This is a genomic window from Campylobacter sp. RM5063 (assembly GCF_024723655.1).
Lineage (GTDB): Bacteria > Campylobacterota > Campylobacteria > Campylobacterales > Campylobacteraceae > Campylobacter_D > Campylobacter_D lari_D.
The window spans coordinates 76,369-96,689 of record NZ_JANQDA010000003.1 but is presented as its reverse complement, the minus strand read 5'-3'; the positions used below and the strand labels follow the sequence as shown (position 1 = coordinate 96,689).

19 protein-coding genes are annotated in these 20,321 nt (G+C 29.6%); 9 read left to right on the top strand and 10 right to left on the bottom strand.

Features of this window, described 5'->3' with window-relative positions; genetic code table 11:
• Positions 1 to 27: 27 nt before the first annotated feature.
• Positions 28 to 1,689, top strand: a complete 1,662-nt coding sequence (locus CAMP5063_RS02065; RefSeq protein ID WP_337194722.1) for a DUF262 domain-containing protein — start codon at positions 28 to 30, stop codon at positions 1,687 to 1,689.
• A 29-nt stretch (positions 1,690 to 1,718) separates the two neighbouring features.
• On the opposite strand, the gene dnaE is transcribed toward CAMP5063_RS02065, so the two are convergent.
• Complete coding sequence (gene dnaE / locus CAMP5063_RS02060) at positions 1,719 to 5,312, bottom strand: DNA polymerase III subunit alpha (RefSeq protein WP_337194721.1); 3,594 nt, start codon at positions 5,310 to 5,312, stop codon at positions 1,719 to 1,721.
• Between the two features lie 103 nt (positions 5,313 to 5,415).
• Here dnaE and CAMP5063_RS02055 point away from each other — a divergent pair, with 103 nt between their 5' ends.
• Entirely contained in the window at positions 5,416 to 5,655 is a 240-nt protein-coding gene (locus CAMP5063_RS02055) for a SelT/SelW/SelH family (seleno)protein (protein WP_257396702.1), read from the top strand.
• Between the two features lie 23 nt (positions 5,656 to 5,678).
• Here the strand turns inward: CAMP5063_RS02055 and CAMP5063_RS02050 are convergent, their stop codons facing one another.
• Genes CAMP5063_RS02050 through CAMP5063_RS02035 form a run of 4 tightly spaced genes read right to left on the bottom strand, consistent with a single transcriptional unit; the run spans position 5,679 to position 8,986 of the window.
• Positions 5,679 to 6,245, bottom strand: coding sequence for a DJ-1 family glyoxalase III (locus CAMP5063_RS02050; RefSeq protein ID WP_337194720.1), 567 nt, complete (start codon positions 6,243 to 6,245; stop codon positions 5,679 to 5,681).
• An 11-nt stretch (positions 6,246 to 6,256) separates the two neighbouring features.
• Positions 6,257 to 7,129 (bottom strand): N-carbamoylputrescine amidohydrolase, encoded by an 873-nt coding sequence (locus tag CAMP5063_RS02045; RefSeq protein ID WP_039628382.1) that lies wholly within the window; start codon positions 7,127 to 7,129, stop codon positions 6,257 to 6,259.
• On the bottom strand, positions 7,098 to 8,012 hold the full coding sequence (locus CAMP5063_RS02040; protein ID WP_263666199.1) for a cation diffusion facilitator family transporter: 915 nt from the start codon (positions 8,010 to 8,012) through the stop codon (positions 7,098 to 7,100). Before CAMP5063_RS02040 ends, CAMP5063_RS02045 begins: the two co-directional genes overlap by 32 nt.
• Positions 8,009 to 8,986 carry an agmatine deiminase family protein gene (locus CAMP5063_RS02035; protein ID WP_337194719.1) on the bottom strand — a complete coding sequence of 326 codons (978 nt, stop codon included), beginning with the start codon at positions 8,984 to 8,986 and terminating at the stop codon, positions 8,009 to 8,011. The genes CAMP5063_RS02040 and CAMP5063_RS02035 overlap by 4 nt, the downstream gene beginning before the upstream one ends.
• A gap of 191 nt (positions 8,987 to 9,177) precedes the next feature.
• On the opposite strand from CAMP5063_RS02035, the gene CAMP5063_RS02030 reads away from it, so the two are divergent.
• Positions 9,178 to 10,173, top strand: a complete 996-nt coding sequence (locus CAMP5063_RS02030; protein WP_337194718.1) for a c-type cytochrome — start codon at positions 9,178 to 9,180, stop codon at positions 10,171 to 10,173.
• 23 nt (positions 10,174 to 10,196) lie between these two features.
• Here the strand turns inward: CAMP5063_RS02030 and CAMP5063_RS02025 are convergent, their stop codons facing one another.
• Positions 10,197 to 10,478, bottom strand: a complete 282-nt coding sequence (locus tag CAMP5063_RS02025; protein ID WP_337194717.1) for a hypothetical protein — start codon at positions 10,476 to 10,478, stop codon at positions 10,197 to 10,199.
• On the bottom strand, positions 10,478 to 11,077 hold the full coding sequence (locus CAMP5063_RS02020) for an MBL fold metallo-hydrolase (RefSeq protein WP_337194716.1): 600 nt from the start codon (positions 11,075 to 11,077) through the stop codon (positions 10,478 to 10,480). Before CAMP5063_RS02020 ends, CAMP5063_RS02025 begins: the two co-directional genes overlap by 1 nt.
• 61 nt (positions 11,078 to 11,138) lie before the next feature.
• Here CAMP5063_RS02020 and CAMP5063_RS02015 point away from each other — a divergent pair, with 61 nt between their 5' ends.
• From CAMP5063_RS02015 to CAMP5063_RS01995, 5 genes are read left to right on the top strand one after another with little or no spacing between them, the layout of a single operon-like run.
• Positions 11,139 to 11,879, top strand: a complete 741-nt coding sequence (locus CAMP5063_RS02015; protein WP_337194715.1) for an NAD+ synthase — start codon at positions 11,139 to 11,141, stop codon at positions 11,877 to 11,879.
• Positions 11,866 to 12,804: a tetraacyldisaccharide 4'-kinase gene (locus CAMP5063_RS02010; protein ID WP_337194714.1), complete on the top strand. Its 939-nt coding sequence runs from the start codon at positions 11,866 to 11,868 to the stop codon at positions 12,802 to 12,804. The genes CAMP5063_RS02015 and CAMP5063_RS02010 overlap by 14 nt, the downstream gene beginning before the upstream one ends.
• Positions 12,779 to 14,188, top strand: coding sequence for a threonine synthase (thrC, locus tag CAMP5063_RS02005; RefSeq protein ID WP_337194713.1), 1,410 nt, complete (start codon positions 12,779 to 12,781; stop codon positions 14,186 to 14,188). Before CAMP5063_RS02010 ends, thrC begins: the two co-directional genes overlap by 26 nt.
• Entirely contained in the window at positions 14,185 to 14,910 is a 726-nt protein-coding gene (gene kdsB / locus CAMP5063_RS02000; protein ID WP_220567098.1) for a 3-deoxy-manno-octulosonate cytidylyltransferase, read from the top strand. Before thrC ends, kdsB begins: the two co-directional genes overlap by 4 nt.
• Positions 14,907 to 15,671 carry a transporter substrate-binding domain-containing protein gene (locus CAMP5063_RS01995; RefSeq protein ID WP_220567099.1) on the top strand — a complete coding sequence of 255 codons (765 nt, stop codon included), beginning with the start codon at positions 14,907 to 14,909 and terminating at the stop codon, positions 15,669 to 15,671. The genes kdsB and CAMP5063_RS01995 overlap by 4 nt, the downstream gene beginning before the upstream one ends.
• Here CAMP5063_RS01995 and CAMP5063_RS01990 read toward each other — a convergent pair.
• Complete coding sequence (locus tag CAMP5063_RS01990; protein WP_263669780.1) at positions 15,668 to 16,450, bottom strand: amino acid ABC transporter permease; 783 nt, start codon at positions 16,448 to 16,450, stop codon at positions 15,668 to 15,670. The two genes, CAMP5063_RS01995 and CAMP5063_RS01990, sit on opposite strands and share 4 nt — an antisense overlap.
• A 9-nt stretch (positions 16,451 to 16,459) precedes the next feature.
• A complete protein-coding gene (ppk2, locus tag CAMP5063_RS01985; RefSeq protein WP_220567128.1) occupies positions 16,460 to 17,302 on the bottom strand; it encodes a polyphosphate kinase 2 in 843 nt (280 codons plus the stop codon).
• A 77-nt stretch (positions 17,303 to 17,379) separates the two neighbouring features.
• Here ppk2 and dsbD point away from each other — a divergent pair, with 77 nt between their 5' ends.
• Positions 17,380 to 19,071: a protein-disulfide reductase DsbD gene (dsbD, locus tag CAMP5063_RS01980; protein ID WP_337194712.1), complete on the top strand. Its 1,692-nt coding sequence runs from the start codon at positions 17,380 to 17,382 to the stop codon at positions 19,069 to 19,071.
• Positions 19,072 to 19,093: 22 nt separating this feature from the next.
• Here dsbD and CAMP5063_RS01975 read toward each other — a convergent pair whose 3' ends face one another.
• Positions 19,094 to 20,269, bottom strand: coding sequence for an NAD(P)/FAD-dependent oxidoreductase (locus tag CAMP5063_RS01975; RefSeq protein WP_337194711.1), 1,176 nt, complete (start codon positions 20,267 to 20,269; stop codon positions 19,094 to 19,096).
• Between the last annotated feature and the right edge of the window lie 52 nt (positions 20,270 to 20,321).

Genomic DNA, 20,321 nt, shown 5'->3' with positions numbered 1-20,321 from the left:
TAAATAAATTTTTTAAAAGGAGTAAAAATGGAAATAAAAGCTAGCATAAGTAGTTTGGAGGATATATTAGCTGATAATAGAAAATTCTATCAAATACCAGACTATCAAAGACCATATTCTTGGGATAAAGAAAATCTATCGGATTTAATTGACGATTTATTTAATGCATATATTGACAATAAAGACGAAAATTATTTTTGCGGTTCTTTAGTTTTAGTAAATAATGAAAAAGACCAAAGATTTGATATTATAGATGGGCAACAAAGAATGACCACTTTTATAATTTTATCTTGTGTTTTCAAAGCTTTATATTGGGAACAAATAAATGATAAAGCAAAAGATTTTATATTAAAATCTATTCAAGATAGATATGAAGAAACAAAAAGAAAGTTAAGATTTCTAACAAATGAATATAATCAAAATAGTTTTGAGCAAAATGTTTTACAAGGTATAAATTTTAAAGAATTTAAAAATATCAGAGAAATGGAAAATGATTTAAAAAATAATAAATATATTATAAATGCTTATTATTTTAAAAATCTTTTACAAAATAAATTAAATGAATATAAAGAAATAAATATAAATGATTTTATAGTTTGGATATATGAAAAAGTAGTATTAACAGTTATAATTTGTCCATCTCAAGATAGTGCTATTAAAATATTTAATGTTTTAAATGATAGAGGTATGCCACTAAGTCCTGTTGATATTTTAAAATCATCATTGATGTATAATTTAGATGATGAAGATAGAAAAATATTTAAAGCTACTTGGAATTCCATAAATGATAATGTTGAAAATAATGGTTTAGAGTTATTTTCTTTATTAAATGTATATTTATATTACACCATAACTTCAAATCCTAAAACTAGACTAGATAAAGAATTATTAGATAATTTTAAAAAAAATAATAAAAATTCACTAGAAATAATTAATGATATACAAAATTTTTCAAAATCATATATAGATTTATTAAAAATGGAAGATAAGTATATTTATTTATTAAAATATTTAAGACATGAAATATATTGGACTAGCATATTAACAACAGCTTTATTTAATAATTATGAGTATTTTAATGAACTTAAAAAATTACTATTATCTTATTATTATAAAAATTGGGTTGCTGGAAATACAGTTGCTACAATAAAACAAACAAGTTTTAGAATTTTAAAATTAGTAAAAGAAAAATCCGATATTCAGGAAATAAGAAGCGAAATATTAGAAAATATAAAAAATAATAACACAGAAGAAAATTATATGGAAAACCTAAAATATCATTATGTTTATGGTAAAAAATGGGATAAACCTATCTTACTAATGCTTGAATATTTTGCCACAGATAATAATCATCATAAATTTATACCTTTAAATGCAGATATACAAATAGAACATGTATTACCTATAAAATACAAAGAATATAACTGGGATAAAATATTTACAGAAGATGAAAGAGAAGATTGGACTAATGCGTTAGCAAATTTAACATTAATATCTATGAGAAAAAATGTTCAAGCGTTAAATTATGATTTTACTAGAAAAAAAGAAATTTATGCAAACAAAGAGGTTTTAACTTGCTATACAATAACTCAAGATATAATACATAATTATGCTGAGTGGAATGTAAAGTCTCTTGAAAAAAGAGAGAAAGATTTAATAGAAAAAATTTCAAACATATTATTAATTTAAGCTATGATTATCATAGCTTAAATTAATATTTAACCTTTACATTTTTGAGCTATCACATCCATAGCTTCTTGTGAGAGAACAAAATTTGTATGATAAAGCAAGCAACTACCCATATCAAGTACTTTTAGTACAAGCTTTTTGTTATTAGTATCTTTTGGATTGTGTCTTGTATTAGCTAGATCATAAATTTCATACACCATATCTTTACTAAGCTTGTTAATATCAAGTTCTATGATATTTTCTTCAAATTTCATAGGCTCTTGGGTAAATTCTTCTTTGTTTTCTTTTTTTGCAAAGCTTTTTTTCTTACTAAAAGATTTTAGCTCATTTTCCTTTGCTTCTTCTAGGGTGTAAATTTCATTTAAACTAAAACTTAAGTCATTGTCGTTGTTTTTATATCTTAGTAAAAAAGCAAAGGCTTCATCTTTATTTTCTTTAAAAAGTGCCTCAACTTTTTCTACTTGAGCTTCAAAGATAATCATATCAAAAGTAGAATAAAAGTCTAAAACCACAGTCTTAGCATATCTTTTACCGCTTTTACTCATCATCGATTTAAAATCTTCAATCTTTCCTACAACCAAAAGCTCACCTTCGCCTTTGAGTGTTTCAAAATCCATACTTTTAAAATACTCTATACCTTCTATTTGACTTGCAAATTTATCTAAAGGATGGCCTGATACATAAATTCCTAAGATTTCTTTTTCATAGCCTAGTTTTTCCATTAATTCAAATTCTATCTTGCTATCATGAAGCCCTACTTTGATATCTGCAGCTATTTCCTCTTCTCCAAAAAGCGAAGCAGTAGAGTTTCTTTTAACTTCAGCGATTTTTCTACTTGTTTCTGAAATAAGCTCAAGATTATCCACTAAACATTTTCTAGTATAGCCAAACTCATCAAAAGCGCCTGATTTGGCTAAATTTTCTATGGTTTTTTTATTGATCTTAGTTGGGTCAATCGAGCTTATAAAATCATCAAAATCACTAAAGCCCTCTTCCTTGCGAATAGCCATAATATTTTCTATCGCAGGAATTCCCACACTCTTAATCGCTCCAAGCCCATAAATAATAGCTTCAGAACCATCTTCAAGCTTAGTTGCACTAAATTCTCTTTGGGCTTTGTTAATACTTGGTGGCAAAAGCTTAATATTCATTCTTTTCATCTCTTCAATGTATTTTGCGACCTTATCTACATTGCTTTCTTCACTTGTTAAAAGCGCAGCCATAAACTCACTTGGATAATAAGTCTTTAAATACGCTGTTTGAAAGGTTATAAGTGCGTAAGCAGCTGAGTGAGATTTATTAAAACCATATTCAGCAAATTTCAAAATAAGCTCAAACAAATCATCAGCCTTTTTCTCATCATAGCCTTGTTTTTTAGCTCCTTCTAAATACTCTGCTTTAAGATTATCCAAAATTTCTCTTTTTTTCTTACCCATAGCACGGCGCACATTATCAGCCCCACCTAAAGAAAAACCACCGATTTTTTGCACTATTTGCATAACCTGCTCTTGATAAACTATAACCCCATAAGTGTTTTCAAGTATAGGTTTTAAATCTTCAAATGCATAAGTAGCAGCCTTTCTACCATGCTTGATATCGATAAAATCATCCACCATCCCACTATCAAGTGGGCCTGGTCTATATAAAGCTAAAACCGCGATTAAATCTTCAAATCTTTCAGGCTTTAACCTAGCATTCAAACTTTGCATACCGCCTGATTCTATTTGGAAAATGCCCAAGGTATTTCCACTTTGTATGGTTTTATAAACCTTAGGATCATTCATATCAATCTTTTCCCAAATTACATCTTTACCATAACGCTTTTTCACTAGCTTAATCGCATTATCAATCACTGTAAGAGTTTTTAAACCCAAAAAGTCAAATTTGATTAAATCCACATCTTCAAGATATTCTTTAGAATACTGCGTAACTAAATGACGCTCATCATTTTTGCTTTGCCTAAAAAGAGGAGCTTTATTCCACAAAGCTTCATTAGATATCACAACTCCGGCTGCGTGCATACCTGCATTTCTATTTAAACCCTCTAGTGCTTTAGCAAAGTCCCAAACCTGACGTCCTTTTGGATGAGAATTTACAAATTCAGCGATTTTTGGTTCTTGCTCATAAGCTTTTTCTAAAGTGATTTTTAGTTCTTCAGGAACTAATTTTGCCAAAGCATCCGCATCAGGTATGCTCATATCACAAACCCTAGCTACATCACGGATTACTCCCTTTGCTAAAAGCTTACCAAAGGTAATGACTTGTGCAACCTTTTCAGCTCCATATTTATCGATCACATAATCAATCACTTCCCCTCTTCTATCTTGACAAAAATCCACATCAATATCAGGCATTGATACACGCTCAGGATTTAAAAATCTCTCAAAAAGAAGATTATAAGGTATAGGATCTAAATCTGTAATTTTCAAACAATACGAAACTAAACTCCCCGCTGCACTCCCACGCCCTGGGCCAACTGGTATATCTTTTTCCTTAGCTGCGGCGATAAAATCATGAACGATTAACATATAACCTGAAAATTTCATATTTTTAATAATACTAATTTCTAAATCAAGCCTATCTTTATACTCTTGGTGCTTACTCTCATCGATAAATTGAAGTCTTTCTTCTAAGCCTTTTTTGCAAAGATACTCAAAAACTATATCATCATTATCAAAGCTAAATTCTTGATCTTCTTGTGCTAGATTTAAACTATATTTTTTTGCATATTCACGGGTAAATTTAAAATTTGGTGGGGTTGGATCGCCTAGTTTTAATTCTAAATTGCATTTATTAGCTATTTCTTGAGTATTTTCAATGGCTTCAGGAATATCAGCAAAAAGTTCGCTCATTTGCTCTGGTGTTTTTACATAAAACTCATGCACCTCATGTCTTAAACGCCCTGGATCATCAAGCTTAACCCCCATAGCAATACACATAAATACTTCATGAGCAGCCGCTCTTTCTTTAAAAGTGTAATGCGTATCATTAGTTGCAATAATTTTTATATCAAGCTCTTTAGCAAGTTTGATAATAGAATCATCAATAAATTTTTGATCATCAATACCATGACGCATAATTTCAAGGTAAAAATCATCTCCAAAAACATTTTTATACCATAAAGCTGCTTCTTTTGCACCCTCATAACCCTTTGCGCCAAATTTTATATTTCTTTCATTCTTGGTATTTAAATGCCAATTAATCTCACCTTGCAAACACGCAGAAGAGCAAATCAAACCATCACTATGAGCCTCTAAAAGCTTTTTATTAATCCTTGGGTAATAATACAAGCCATGTATATAACTTTGCGAGCTCAAATACATCAAATTTTTATAACCAATTTCATTTTTAGCAAATAAACAAAGATGAAAACGCTGTCTTGAGCTTTTATCACTTAAATCATCGTGATTATGTAAATATGCTTCAAGCCCTATAATAGGCTTAATTCCTTCAGCTCTCATTGTTTTATAAAAATCAATAGCACCAAACATATTTCCATGATCAGTCATAGCAACACTTGTTGCACCTTGTGCTTTTAGCGTTTTAGCTAGCTCTTTGAGTTTATTTGCTCCATCAAGTAAAGAATATTCTGTATGTAAATGCAAATGTGTAAATTGGCTCATATTTTTCCTTGTATTTTTTTATTATTATAAAAAAAAACCTTAAATTTAAAACTTACAAGCATAAAAAATGTATAATAGCTTACTTTCAAAAAAGGAGTAAAAAATGGAAGTAAAAATTTATTATTGTAATCTTTGAAATTACAAACCACAAGCTGCAAGGGTTGCAGAAGAAATACAAAATGAATTCAAAGATGCGCAAATTTCTACCATAGAAAAAGGTGGTGGTCATTTTATAGTAGAAGTAGATGGTAAAATCATTTACTCTAAAAAAGACTTGTTTAATTGTGAAGTAGATAGATTTCCTCATGAGGGTGAAATTACCAAGCTTATGAAACAAATGTAAGCTAAACCCTCATTAGCGAGGGTTTATTTTGTTAAAGGAACAAGCATACCTTCATAAAGTTTTTGATAAATTTCTTCTGAGCATAAATGTTTAGCAAGCTCTAAACCAAATAAAATAGCCGTAGCAGGCCCAGCTGCTGTGATGACATTTTCATTTACCACAACTGCTTTATTTATTCTTATACCTTCAATACCCACTTCACAACCAGGATAGCAAGAAAACTCCCCGTTAATCACTCCTGCTTTTGCCAATACCATAGGTGAAGCACAAATAGCAGCTACGATTTTTTTCTTAGCATGTAAATCTTGTATGATTTTTATGATAAGTGAATTGTTTTTTAAATTCATCATACCTTCAAATCCACCTGCCAAAGCGATTGCATCTAAATTTTCTTGATCAACACTAGCCAAACTCACATCAGCCCTTATGCTAATTCCATTAGCTCCTTGCACTAAAAGCTCATCATCTAGTGAAGCAATAATAACTTCTAAATTTCCACTAGCCTCCCCTGCTCTTTTTAAAACATCAGCTATACCTATAAATTCAGCCTCTTCAAAACCTTTTGCCAAAGGCACTAAAACTTTTTTCATTTTTCCTCCTTTTAGTCAATAAATCTTTTATTTAATTCATGAAAATATTCTATGCGTCTATCGCGTAGAAATGGCCACCATCTACGCACATTTTCACATCTTTGCATATCAATTTCAACGATTTTACAAAGCTCTTGTTTATCATCAGCCCTAAAAAGCTCTTCACCTTGAGCCCCAAAAACAAAAGAATTCCCCCAAAATCTTATGCCATCTTCCACACCGCTTTCATCTTTTTCAAAACCCACTCTATTAATAGCTACTACAGGTAAGCCATTAGCTATAGCATGACCTCTTTGCACACCTATCCAAGCTTCAAGCTGTCTTTGTTTTTCTTCTTTTTCATCCTTATCAAACCAACCTATAGCGGTAGGATAAATTAAAATTTGAGCTCCCTTTAAAGCCATTAACCTAGCAGCTTCAGGATACCATTGATCCCAGCATATTAAAACCCCAAGCTTTCCAACACTTGTTTGTATAGGCTCAAAACCCAAATCACCTGGAGTAAAATAAAATTTTTCATAAAAACAAGGATCATCAGGAATATGCATTTTGCGATATTTGCCTGCTATGGAGCCATCTTTTTCAAATACCACACTAGTATTATGATAAAGCCCTGCACTTCTTTTTTCAAATAAAGAAGTTACCAAAACAACTTTATTTTCCCTAGCTACATTAGACCAAAATTTAACATCCTCTTCATAGTCATTTGCCAAATCAAAAAAGTTTGTATTTTCACTTTGACAAAAATACTGCGTTTGATGAAGCTCTTGCAAACACACAAGCTCAGCCTTTTCTTTTGCTGCTTGTTTAATAAGTTCGCATGTTTTTTCTATAGTTTTTTCTTTATTTTGTTTAAATTCTTGCTGAATGAGTGCTAATTTCATTTTTACTCCTTTCTTCTTCTGAATCATCATAAGGATCTAAATGTATATGGATATTCCAAAAATCATCTTTAAAATGTTCTCTTATGCTATCTTCAATCTCATCACCAATCTCATGAGCTTTTAAAAGTGATATTGTAGGTTCAAAAACTAAATGCACACTAACATAAAGCATATCAGGACTTTTTCTAGTTTTTAAATGATGAAAACTTTTGACTTCTTTATTTGCACTTATGATTTGTTTAATCACTTCAACTTGTTCTTTATCAATAGCTACATCTAATAAAATTTTGGAACTTTCCTTAATGATTTTAAAAGCTGAAAAAATCGTATATAAACTTATAGCTATGCCAAATAATCCATCAATAAAATGATAATTTGTAAAAGCTATAATCACAAGTGCTAAAAGCGTTAAAGCATTAGTCAAGAAATCTATTTTATAGTGTAAGCTATCAGCTTTTATAATCAAGCTTTTTGTTTTTTTAGCAACATAATTTAAAAAAACCACCAAACACAAAGTCACAGCCATAGCAAAAGCCATGACAAAAATTCCAAGATCAAGTTTTTCTACACTTTCTTGATTGTGAATTTTCAAAACACTCTCATAAAAAATATAAACCCCAATCCCACTAATAACAAGACCTTCAAAAAGCCCCATTAAAGCTTCAATTTTACTAAGGCCAAAATTATATTCCTTGCTAGAGCCTTGAGAGCTTTTTTTCAAAGCTAAAAAATTTAAACCCGAAATCACACAATCAAGCAAAGAATCAATCGCACTAGAAAGTACTGCAACAGAACCCGAAGCTAATCCTACTGCAAATTTTATAATAGCTAAAAAAATAGCACATACACTTGCAATGATAGTCGCACTTTTTTGCAAATTCATCTTTGACCTTCATAGCGGTTTTGACAAGAGCAATGCAAAGAACCATTTTGTCTTAAAAACACCCTTGCATCAACCCCTACTATTTTTCTATCTTTGCATGCTTTTTGTAAATTTTCTAATACCAAAGCATCATTTTCATCATTATAAGTTGGCACTATCAAACCACCATTAACAAAAACAAAATTTGCATAAGTAGCACCAAGTCTTTTACCTTCAAAATACAAAGGCTTAGGTAAAGGAAGCTCTAATAAATCAAATCCTGTTTTTTTAAGTTCCTCTTCCATAGCCTTTAAAGGTTTATAATGCTCATCATTTTCATCTTTACACACACAATAAGCAATAGTTTTTTCATTTATAAATCTTGCTAGAGTATCTATATGATGATCAGTATCATCGCCTTTTATATAACCATGATTTAACCATATAATTTGTTTTAAGCCAAAAATTTCTTTTAACTTAGCTTCAATTTGCTCTTTATTTAAATGTGAATTTCTATTTTCATTTAACAAACAAGCACTCGTTGTAAGCATTACTCCTTGCCCGTTAAAATCAATACTCCCACCTTCTAAAATAAGATCAATTTTTTCTAATTTTCCAGATAATTTTTGTGCAAAAAGTTTTGAATTTACCGCATTATCTAAAGTGCTTTGAAATTTATCACCCCAAGCATTAAAAGTAAAATCAAGCCCTATAATTTTATCATCTTCACGCGCATCAATTGCACCAAAATCTCTAATCCAAGTATCATTAGTATCACACTTAAAAAAATCTACATTTTTTATATGTTTAAATCTTTGAAAATCTTTTTCACTTGGAGTAATAAGTAAAACTTTTTGAAAATTTGCCACAGCTTTAATAAATTCCTCATAGCTTTGCATAATTTCCTCTAAATAAGGACTCCAATCGCTATTTTTATGGGGTAATGAAAGTAAAAGTAGTTCCTGTTTTTCCCATTCTGCTATGCTTTGTCTCATTGATAATTTCCTTTGGATAAAATGTATAAAAAGGTAACATTAATTACATATTCTAAAAAATATTAATAATATCATTTTTATCTTTAAAAACGGCATAGTAGTATTTAAAGATACTTTTACATTAAAAACATTTAATATTTTTTTAAATTTCAAGTTATAGGATGAAAATAAGACAAGTTCAAGGAGGTAAAATGAAAAAAATTGTATATTCTGTCTTATCTTTATCTTTTTTAATGAGTTCTGCTTTTGCCATTGATCAAGCAAAACTTCAAGCAAAAAAGCAAACAGGTATCCATTTACAAAGTGCACAATGGAAAGTCCCAAATACTATAGAAAATGGTATTATCATTGAAGATAAGCTTCCAAATTCACCTTATACTCAAGCAGTCATTTTGGGTAATAAAATTTTAAATTACACCACAAGCTATATAGGACCTCAAGCAAAAAATCCTAAAAATCGTTATACAGGTAATAATCTTTCTTGCTCAAGCTGTCATGCTAATGCTGGAACTATAAAAAATCAATCAGGTTTTGTAGGAATTTATGCACGCTTTCCACAATATAATGCAAGAGCGGATAAAATAATCACTCTAGAAGATAGGATTAATGGCTGTATGGAAAGATCCATGAATGGCAAAAGGCTTCCAAACAACTCTCCTCAAATGAAAGCCATACTTGCTTATATGCATTATATTTCTCAAGGTATAGAAGTAGGAGCAAAAACACAAGGACAAGGATTACCTAAAATATCCTTTTTAAAAAGAGCAGCAGATCCTAAAAAAGGTAAAGAAATTTATCAAAATAAGTGCGTAGCCTGCCATGGAGAAAATGGAGAGGGGGTAAAAAGTAATGATCCTAGTATGAGTTATTACATATATCCTGCTTTATGGGGAAATGATAGTTACAACACAGGTGCTGGCATGTATAGACTTATCAAAGCTGCAAGTTATATCAAAGCAAATATGCCAAAAGATGATGCAACCTTAACTCTAGAACAAGCTTATGATGTGGCAGCTTATATTAATTCTCAACCAAGACCTATTAAAAAGAATAGAAATAAAGACTTTCCAGATCGTGATGTAAAACCTGCAGATATGGATGTAAAACCTTATGCTAAACATGATAAATTTAGTATAGAGCAACATCGTTATGGTCCTTTTGAACCTTTATATATTAATACAAAATAATTTTTAAGAATAGCTAATTCTAGCTATTCTTTTTTTAAAACCCAAGCAAAATACCATATCGCAAAAGATAAAAGCAAAATCATAAAAAGCTTTTTATCATACACTCCAAAACCAATATAAAGCACAGAATACATAAAACCAAAACTTCCTACATAAATGCAAATTCTACTCATTAAACCATTTTCTACTGCTCTAAAACATGGACATTTGTGAAAAAATTTCTTTTTTGTTTCTTTGGGTTTTAAAAAACTCAAAATCGCACTTAAAATCAGTAAAAAACTTAAAAAATATAAAACCTTATCCATTAATGAAAATACCTTAACCAAGCAGGAATTGCACTTTGCTCTTCTCTTAAAGAACTTTCTTCTCCATGCCCTGGAAAAAGCTTAAAATTTTTTTCATAAGCTAAAACTTTAAGCAAACTCTCTTTCATCTTAGTTGCATCTGAGTAAGGAAAATCCCACCTACCAATACTACGATAAAATAAAAAATCCCCACTAAAAAGCACATCTTCGCCCACAAGTTCTATCATACAACACCCTGGAGTATGCCCTGGGAAATGATGAAATTTAAACTTAAACTCATCTATACTAAATTCATTTTCATTTTCTATCAATACATCAGCACTTGAATGCTCAAAACCATAATTAAAAGGATCTTTTAGCATAAAAGCATCATCTTTATGGATAAAAATTGGAATTTCATAAGCCATTCTAACTTTAGCATTATCATAAACATGATCATAATGACCATGGGTATTTAAAATAGCTAAAGGTTTGCTTGTATTTTCTTTGATAAACTTATAAGCATTTTCTCCTGGATCGATGATAATTTGCTTGTTATTATGATCTATAATATAACAATTTGTTTCATACATTCCACATGGTTGTTTCAAAATACGCATATAAACTTCCTTTTAACTAAATCAAATATAATTTTAAAAAATTAATATTTAAAGATTTTTTATGAATTATACAAAATTACAAGAATTATTGATCAATTTTATAAAAGAACAAGCAAGAGATAAAAATCTCATCTTAGGTTTAAGCGGTGGGATAGATTCGGCTTTAGTAGCTCATCTTTGCAAAAAAGCAGTAGGTGAAAAACTTTTTGTGCTTTTAATGCCTACAAAATATTCTAAAAAAGAAAATTTAGATGATGCGTTAATGCTATGTGATCATTTGCAAATTCATCACAAGATCATTTATATTGATGAAGTACTTTGTGCTTATGAAAAAATTTGTCAAGATTTAAGCCATTTACGCTTTGGGAATTTAGCTGCAAGAGTGCGTATGAGCTTGCTTTATGATTATTCAGCCTTGCATAATGCTTTAGTGGTAGGCACTTCTAATAAAAGTGAACTTATGCTTGGTTATGGAACTATTTATGGAGATTTAGCTTGCGCTTTTAATCCTTTAGCTACACTTTATAAAAGTGAAGTTTTTGAGCTTGCTAAATTTATAGGTGTACATGAAAATTTCATACAAAAAGCTCCTAGTGCTGATCTTTGGCCAAATCAAAGTGATGAAAAAGATCTTGGCTATAAATATGAAGTTTTAGATGAAGTTTTAAAAGCTTTAGAAAACAATCAAAGCTTAGAAAATTTTGATGAAAATTTAAAAAATTTAATCTTAGAGCGTATGCAAAACAATGCCTTTAAAAGAAAACTTCCAACAACATTAAAGAATACATATGACTTGGCTTGATCGGTATTTTTTTAAACCTAATTTTTTGCAAAAAATTCTAGCCTTTTTGCTTTTACCTTTTAGCTTTTTATATATGATTATAGCTATTTTAAATACTAAATTTAAAAAAGAACTTGATTTTAATTTACCCATTATAAGCATAGGTAATCTAACCCTAGGAGGCAATGGAAAAACTCCCATTTGTAAAGCCATAGCTGCTGAGTTTGAAAATTGTTTTATCATCTTAAGAGGCTATAAAAGACAAAGTGAAGGCTTAATCATCGTTAAACACAAAGATAAAATTTTATGCAGCATTAAAGAAAGTGGCGATGAAGCTATGGAGTATGCACTTACAAAGCACATTAATGGAGTGATAGTAAGTGAAGATAGAGTTAAAGGCATACAAAAAGCTATCGAACTTGGAGCAAAGATCATACTTTTAGACGATGCTTTTTCTAAATTTCATATTAAAAAACTTAGTATTTTATTACAAAGCAAAGATGAGCCTTTTTTTGATTTTACCCTACCTAGCGGGGCTTATCGTTTGCCAAAATCTTTTGCTAAAAGGGCTGATTTTATAGCTAAAGAAAATGAAGATTTTGTGCGTTATTCTCATGTAAAAGAAAATCAAAAAGCTATTTTAATAAGCTCTATTGCAAAGCCTTTTAGATTATATGAGCATTTTATCAAAGCTAGGGCTTGTTATTTTTTTGCTGATCATTACACTTTTCAAAAAGAAGAATTAGAAAAACTTTTAAAAAAACACAATTGTGATACCTTAATGCTAACCTTTAAAGACTATGTCAAGGTAAAAGATTTTGGCTTTAAAACAGAATTAATTCATCTTGATATTATTTTAAAAGACAGCTTTAAGCAAATTTTGCAAGATTATATTGATAAATTTAACAATAAGGAAAAAAATGTTACTACACTCAACCCAAGATAAAAATCACCAAGTAAGCTTTTCAAAGGCCTTACTTAGCCCTAGTGCACCTAATAATGCTTTATATGCACCACTTAATCTACCAAAGCTTGATAATGAAGCTTTAAAAAATTTAAACTACAAAGAATTAGCCTTAAAAATCATCGCAGCTTTTGATTTTGATTTAGAGCCTGAAGTTTTTGAAAAAGCTTTGAAAACTTATGAGAGTTTTGATGATAAAACCTGCCCTATTAATTTAAGAAAAATTAATGATAAGCTTTATATTAATGAATTATTTCATGGGCCAACAAGAGCTTTTAAAGACATGGCATTGCAGCCTTTTGGCGTGCTTTTGGAATGCTTAAAAAAAGATGATGATTTTTTAATCATGTGTGCTACAAGTGGCGATACAGGACCTGCTACGCTAAAAAGCTTTGAAAATAAAAAAGGCATAAAAGTAGTTTGCATTTACCCAAATGAAGGCACAAGCAAAACTCAAGCTTTACAAATGACACACTCAAATGCAAGCAATTTAAAATCCATAGCCATTGAAGGTAATTTTGATGATGCACAAAATGCCCTAAAAACACTTTTAAATGATGAAGATTTTAAAAACACCTTAAAAGAAGAAAAGTTAAGTCTAAGTGCTGCAAATTCAGTTAATTTTGGAAGAATACTTTTTCAAATCATCTATCATTATTATGCTAGCTTAAAAATTGATAAAACAATAGACATCATCATTCCAAGTGGAAATTTTGGCGATGCTTTGGGAGCTTATTATGCTAAAAAAATGGGAGCAAATATAGGTAAAATTAAAATTGCTTCCAATTCAAACAATATCTTAAGTGAGTTTTTTAATACAGGTAAATATGATTTAAGAAATAAAAACTTACAAAAGACTATTTCCCCTGCTATGGATATACTCATATCATCAAATATAGAAAGATTGCTTTTTGATAAATTCAAAGATGAACGCACCAAAGAGTTAATGCAAGCTTTAAAGAATGAAAAATATTATGAGCTTAGCCAAAAAGAGCTAGAGCTTTTACAAGAAGACTTTGAAGCTGATTTTTGCAATGATGATGAGTGTATGCAATATATCAAACAATACAGCCACTTAGGACTTTTAGACCCTCACACTTGCACTTGCTTTAAAATGCTTGATTCTAACACCACTACGCTTATTACTTCCACAGCACAATGGAGTAAATTTACCCCAAGCATGTATCAAGCAATTTATAACAAAGAATGCCAAGATGAACAAGTTTGCATGCAAGAACTTGCAAAAGAATTTAAGCAAGAAATTCATCCAAATATCGCAAGCTTATTTATAAGCACACAAAAGCAAAATCAAGTTTGCAAACTCAAAAATCTAAAACAAACTATTATAGAATGGATAAAACAATGATAATCATACCAGCAAGATTAAAATCAAGTCGTTTTGAAAATAAAATTTTATGTGAAATTGATAATTTACCTATGTTTATTTATACAGCTAAAAAAATGCAAGAAGTTGATGAAGTGTGTGTGGCACTTGATGATGAAGAGGTTTTAAAAATAGCACAAAAACACAATATAAAAGCAGTTTTAACAAGCAAAAATCATGAAAGTGGCACTGATAGGATCAACGAAGCTTGTCAAATTTTAAAACTAAATGAAAATGAGTTAATCATTAATGTCCAAGCTGATGAACCTTTTATAGAAACACAAAATATTAAAGATTTTAAAGAATTTAGCCAAAAAGCTTTTGAAGATGAGCTTTGTTTTATGAGTAGTTGCTACAAAGAAGTAGATGCAAAAGCTTGTGATGATCCAAATTTGGTTAAAGTAGTTACTGATAGTAATGATTATGCTTTATATTTTTCAAGATCTAAAATTCCTTATGAAAGGGCAAATTATAAACAAAATTTTAAAGCCCACCTTGGAATTTATGCATATAGGGTTAAAAATTTACAAGAATTTTGTACTTTGAAAAACTCAGCTTTGGAAGAATGTGAAAAATTAGAACAATTAAGAGCCTTAGAAAATGGCAAAAAAATCAAAATGTTAAAAATACAAAGTCAAAGCATAGGTATAGATACAAAAGAAGATTACGAGAGGGCTTTGGCTAAATTTGGAGTTAAAAAATGAAAAAAATACTTTTTTTACTAAGCTTGTTTTTTACACTCCATGCAAAAGAATTAATCGTAGGCATGGAGTTAGCCTACCCTCCTTTTGAAATGAGTGATACTAAAGGCAATCCAAGTGGTATTAGTGTAGAGTTTTTACAAGCCTTTGCTAAGGAAAAAAACTATGATTTAAAAATTCAAAACATAGCTTGGGATGGACTTATACCTGCTTTAAGGACTCAAAAAATAGATCTCATCATGTCTTCTATGAGTATAAGCGAGCAAAGAAAAAAAGTAATAGATTTTACCTTGCCTTATGCTAAGGCAAATTTAGCGATATTAAGCGCTAAAAAATCAAATATTAATTCCATAGAAGATTTAAATCAAAAAGGAAAAATCCTTGCTTTAAAAAGAGGTTCAAGTGCGCATTTATATGCTCAAAAAAATCTTAAAAATGCAAAAATATTAGTATTCGATAAAGAAAATGCAGCTATTTTAGAAGTCATTCAAGCAAAAGCTGATGCTTTTATTTATGATCAAATGAGTATTTATAAAGCATGGAAAAAACATCCTGAGCAAACAAAAGCTATTTTTACCCCTTTTGAAAAAACACCTGAGCAATGGGCTATAGCTTTAAATAAAAACAATACCAAATTAAAAGAAGAGCTCAATGAGTTTATTTTAAAATCTAAAGAAAATGGTCTTTTTGATAAGCTAAGTCAAAAATATCTCAAAGATATGCAAGAAGTTTTCAAAGAACAAAAGCTTGAGTTTTTCTTTTAAGAAAAACTCTTTTCAAGCTTTCTTGAAAACATAGAAATAGGTAAAGTTAAAACCAAATAACAAAGCGCTAAGGGAATATAAATTTCTAAAGTAGAAAAGGTAAAAGCATTAATTTCTTGAGCATTTTGAGTTAATTCTGAAATAGCTATAACGCTTAAAAGAGAGCTATCTTTGATCAAATTACTAAGTTGTCCACTTAGTGGTGCTAAGATATTTTTTAAAGCTTGAGGAAAAATCACACTTTTATAAATTTCAAACTCACTCAAACCCAAAGCCTTAGCACTTTCATATTGCATTTTATCAACACTTAAAATCCCTGCTCTAAATATTTCACAAATATAAGCACTAGCAAATAAAGCTAAAATCAAAATTCCACAAACATAACGATTATCAAGCCCCAAATTATCTGCAAAAATATAATAAATCAATAAAATTTGCACTAGCAAAGGTGTGCCTCTAATAAGCTCTATAAAAACTCTTGCAAACATATTAAAAAGTACGATTTTACAAAGACTCATATAACACAAAATCAAAGCAAAAATCACACCTACAATCAAAGACAAAACACTAATAAAAAAACTCGTAAAAAAACCTTGTATCATTTTGTTTTTATACTCATAAATTGCCATAAAATCAAAATTATAACTAGCACTTAAAAAAGATAAATAAAAAAATAAAAACAATAAAAATGCCAGCAAAAAGGCATTAACTGCAAACACCTTTGGACTGATTTTTTTATGCTCATTAAATTTATTACGCACTATAAAAAGATGATTCAATTCTAGCCTTTATTTTTTATCAAATTTTTTAAGTTTTTCATCATTTAAACTAAGTTCCATCTTACGAATTTCTTCCTCACCGCTACGGACTAATTTTTTATCATATTTAAAATACTTATTTTTAATTTTATTTGGATACTCTAAAGAATTAAGTAGATATTTAAACAAATTTATCCTTGCTTTCTTTTTACTATCTGAATTAATGATCACCCAAGGACATTTTGGTGTATTAGAAGCTAAAAGCATAGAATATTTGGCTAGAGTGTATTTATCCCATAATTCTTGTGATTTTTCATCAACAACAGAAAGTTTGTATTGTTTTAGCGGATCTGTTCTCCTTTGCTCAAAACGCCTTTTTTGCTCTTGTTTGGAAACTGAAAAATAAAATTTAAAAAATAAAATTCCACTATCAAGTAGCATTTCTTCAAAAGAAGACACCTCACGCAAGAATTTTTTATGCTCATTTGGAGTACAAAAGCCCATCACAGGTTCCACCCCTGCTCTATTATACCAAGATCTATCAAAAATCACTATCTCTCCTGCTGCAGGCAAATGTGTCACATAACGCTGAAAATACCACTGAGTTCTTTCCACATCACTTGGTTTTTCAAGTGCTACCACACGACAACCTCTAGGATTTAAATGTTCAATTAATCTTTTAATAGCACCACCTTTTCCTGCTGCATCACGCCCTTCAATTAAAATCAAAACTTTTAATCCTTTATCTTTGACATGATTTTGAAATTTTAAAAGCTCAATTTGTAATCTTCTAAGCTCGCTTTCATACTCAAGTGTTGATTTTTTCACTTTAATAAGAGTAAATTTATCCTTATCCACAACAAACTCCTTAATTTAGGATAATTATTAACTTAAATTTACCACAAATAAGTAAAATAAAACAAATTTAATTTTCAATTTCAAGGAGAAAAATGCGTTTTTTAGCGGTATTTTTTATTTTTTTAAATTTAGCTTTTGCTAACAATGGAGTATTATCACTTAATGAAGCCTTTAAACTCAATACTCACAGCAATAATCAAGGAATTTTTTTAAAAATCAATCTTGCAGATAGAATTTATCTTTATAAAGATCAAATCAAAGTAGAATTAGACTCTAATGATATTACTTCTTTATTAAATTTCCCACAAACTCAAACTAGAGAAAACAAAGAAGTAATTTTTAGCCAACTTGAACTTTTCATACCTCAATTATTATTAGATGATTTTATTAAAAATAACAAAGCAAAACTTTCCCTAGCTTATCAAGGTTGTTCAGAAGAAGGTTTATGCTATCGTCCTGTATATGTAAATTATGAACTTAATAAACAAAATGGAATTTATACTATAAAATCCACTAAAGATCAATTTAAAAAGCAAAACGAAGATGAGCAAATTGCTAATGATTTAAGCACACAAAATATATTTATCACACTTTTAACTTTTTTTGGTTATGGCTTATTACTAGCATTTACTCCTTGCATTTTACCAATGATACCTATTCTTTCTTCATTAATTGCAATGAAGCTCAAAGACAAACCATCTAAAAAACATAGCTTTTATTTATCTTTTATCTATGTCTTTTTTATGTCTTTAGCTTATGCTATAGCAGGTGCTTTAGTAGGCCTTGCAGGGGCTAATGTACAAGGTTTATTGCAACAACCTTGGATTATCATTACTTTTGCAGGTATTTTTGTATTGCTCTCACTTTCTATGTTTGGACTTTATGAATTACAATTACCGCTTAAATTTCAAAATTTTATCAATAAAAAAATAGAAGGTAAAAATGGAGTTTTTGGTATAGCTATCATGGGCTTTTTATCAGCTCTTATTGTAGGTCCTTGCGTGGCTGCACCTTTAGCAGGAGCTTTGCTTTATATTACTAATAGTGGTGATGTATTTTTAGGAGGACTTTCTTTATTTGTGATGAGTTTTGGTATGGGCATGCCTTTACTCTTAATAGGTCTTGGAGGAAGTTTTTTAAAAAGCGGAGCTTGGATGCTTAAGATAAAGATTTTCTTTGGTTTTATCATGCTCATTATGGCAGTTTGGATGCTAGAAAGAATACTTAGTGCAAATATCATTTTGATGCTTTATGGAATTATAGGGGTATTTTTTGCTAGTTTTATGGGTTTATTTGATGAAGCTAAAACTAATTTTGACAAATTTAAAAAAGCGAGTATGATTTTAGTTTTAACTTACAGTTTAAGCCTAATTTTAGGTGGTTCAATGGGTTCAAAAAGCTTACTAAAACCTCTTGAGTTTAACCTTGCCTCAAAAGAAAATAGTCCTAGTTTAAGTTTTAAAACCATTAAAAATTTAAAAGAACTTAAGCAAGAATTACAAAATTCTACCAAACCTGTTATGCTTGAATTTACAGCCGCTTGGTGTGAAAACTGCAAGCTCTTAGAAGAATATACTTTTACAGATGCTAAAGTACAAAATTTACTTGCTAATTATACACTTTTAAAAGCAGATGTAACACATAATAGCCAAGAAGATTTAGCTCTTATGAAAGAATTTGGAGTTTTTGGACCTCCTGTGATGATATTTTTTAACAAAAGTGAAGAAAAAGGACGCATTATAGGCTATGTAGATGCAAATGAATTTTTAAATAGAGTTCCTTAAAGGACTCTATTTAAAATTAATTTTATTTCAAAAAACCTTTCAATCCTTCAAGCTGATATTGCCATAGTTTTTCTATAAAAATTTTAAGTTTTATTGCCAAAAGACCACTAATTGGTTTATGTAAAACCGTGCCAACTGCATAATCTCTTCCTATTGAACAAACGGTATTTCCACTCACAAAAGAAAATTCTTGTTTAAAATCTTTCTCATCAATCATAGCCATTAAAGCTTTAGCCACATAAGCTCCTTCTCTTAATGCAAGCTGAGCTGTTGGAGGATATGGAATGTTAGTTTTAGGGTTTTTAAATAAACTATTATCGCCTATAAAAAAATATTTTGATGAATTTTCAACATTTAATGGATGCATAAAAGCATCTACTTCTATACGCGATCTTGTGCTTGGAAAATCTGAGCTATTTTCTATAACGCTATTACCTCTAACTCCTGCAGTCCAAATGATAGTATTAGCTTTAATAAATTCTCCCCCATCAAGCCTTATACCATTTTTTTCACATTCTATAATTTTAGATTTTTCATATACTTTTACACCAAGTGCTTCTAGTCTTTGCTTTGCTTTTAGAGCCAAACTTTTATCAAACATAGGTAAAATTTGATCCATAGCTTCAATAATAGAAAGTTCTAATTTCTCATAAGAAATTTGCTCTTTTTGACAAAATATTTTAAGCTCTTTAGCTAAAGAAGCTACAAATTCAACCCCGCTTAAGCCCCCGCCACAAACTGCGATTTTTAAATCATCTTCATTTTGGGTGGTTTTATAATTTTTTATTTTCTCATATATTATTTCATTAATTTTTAAAGCATTTTCATAATTATCTATACTCAAAGCATATTCTTGCATGCCTTTAATACCAAAAGTTTCTTTGGCAAAACCAAGCCCACATACTAAAATATCAAAGTCAAATTCATTATTTTTAGTAAAAACTTTGTCTTTAGAAATTTTTAAAACTTCATCTTGGATAAAGTTGATTTTTGGATTTAATAAAGGCAAAAGATCATATTTTGAACTATAAATATCTTCATTGGAAGCTACTTTGTGTAGTAAAATAGTATGATAATGATAAGAATTATTATTAATCAAACTCACTTGTGCTTTTTCAAAAAACTCATCAGGTAAGGCTTTTATAGCCGATAAAGTAGCATATCCTGCACCTAAAAACAAAATTTTCTTTTTTTGCATGGATTTTCCTTTAATTTGATAAAAAAATAAATAAAAATTTGGCATAATGGTA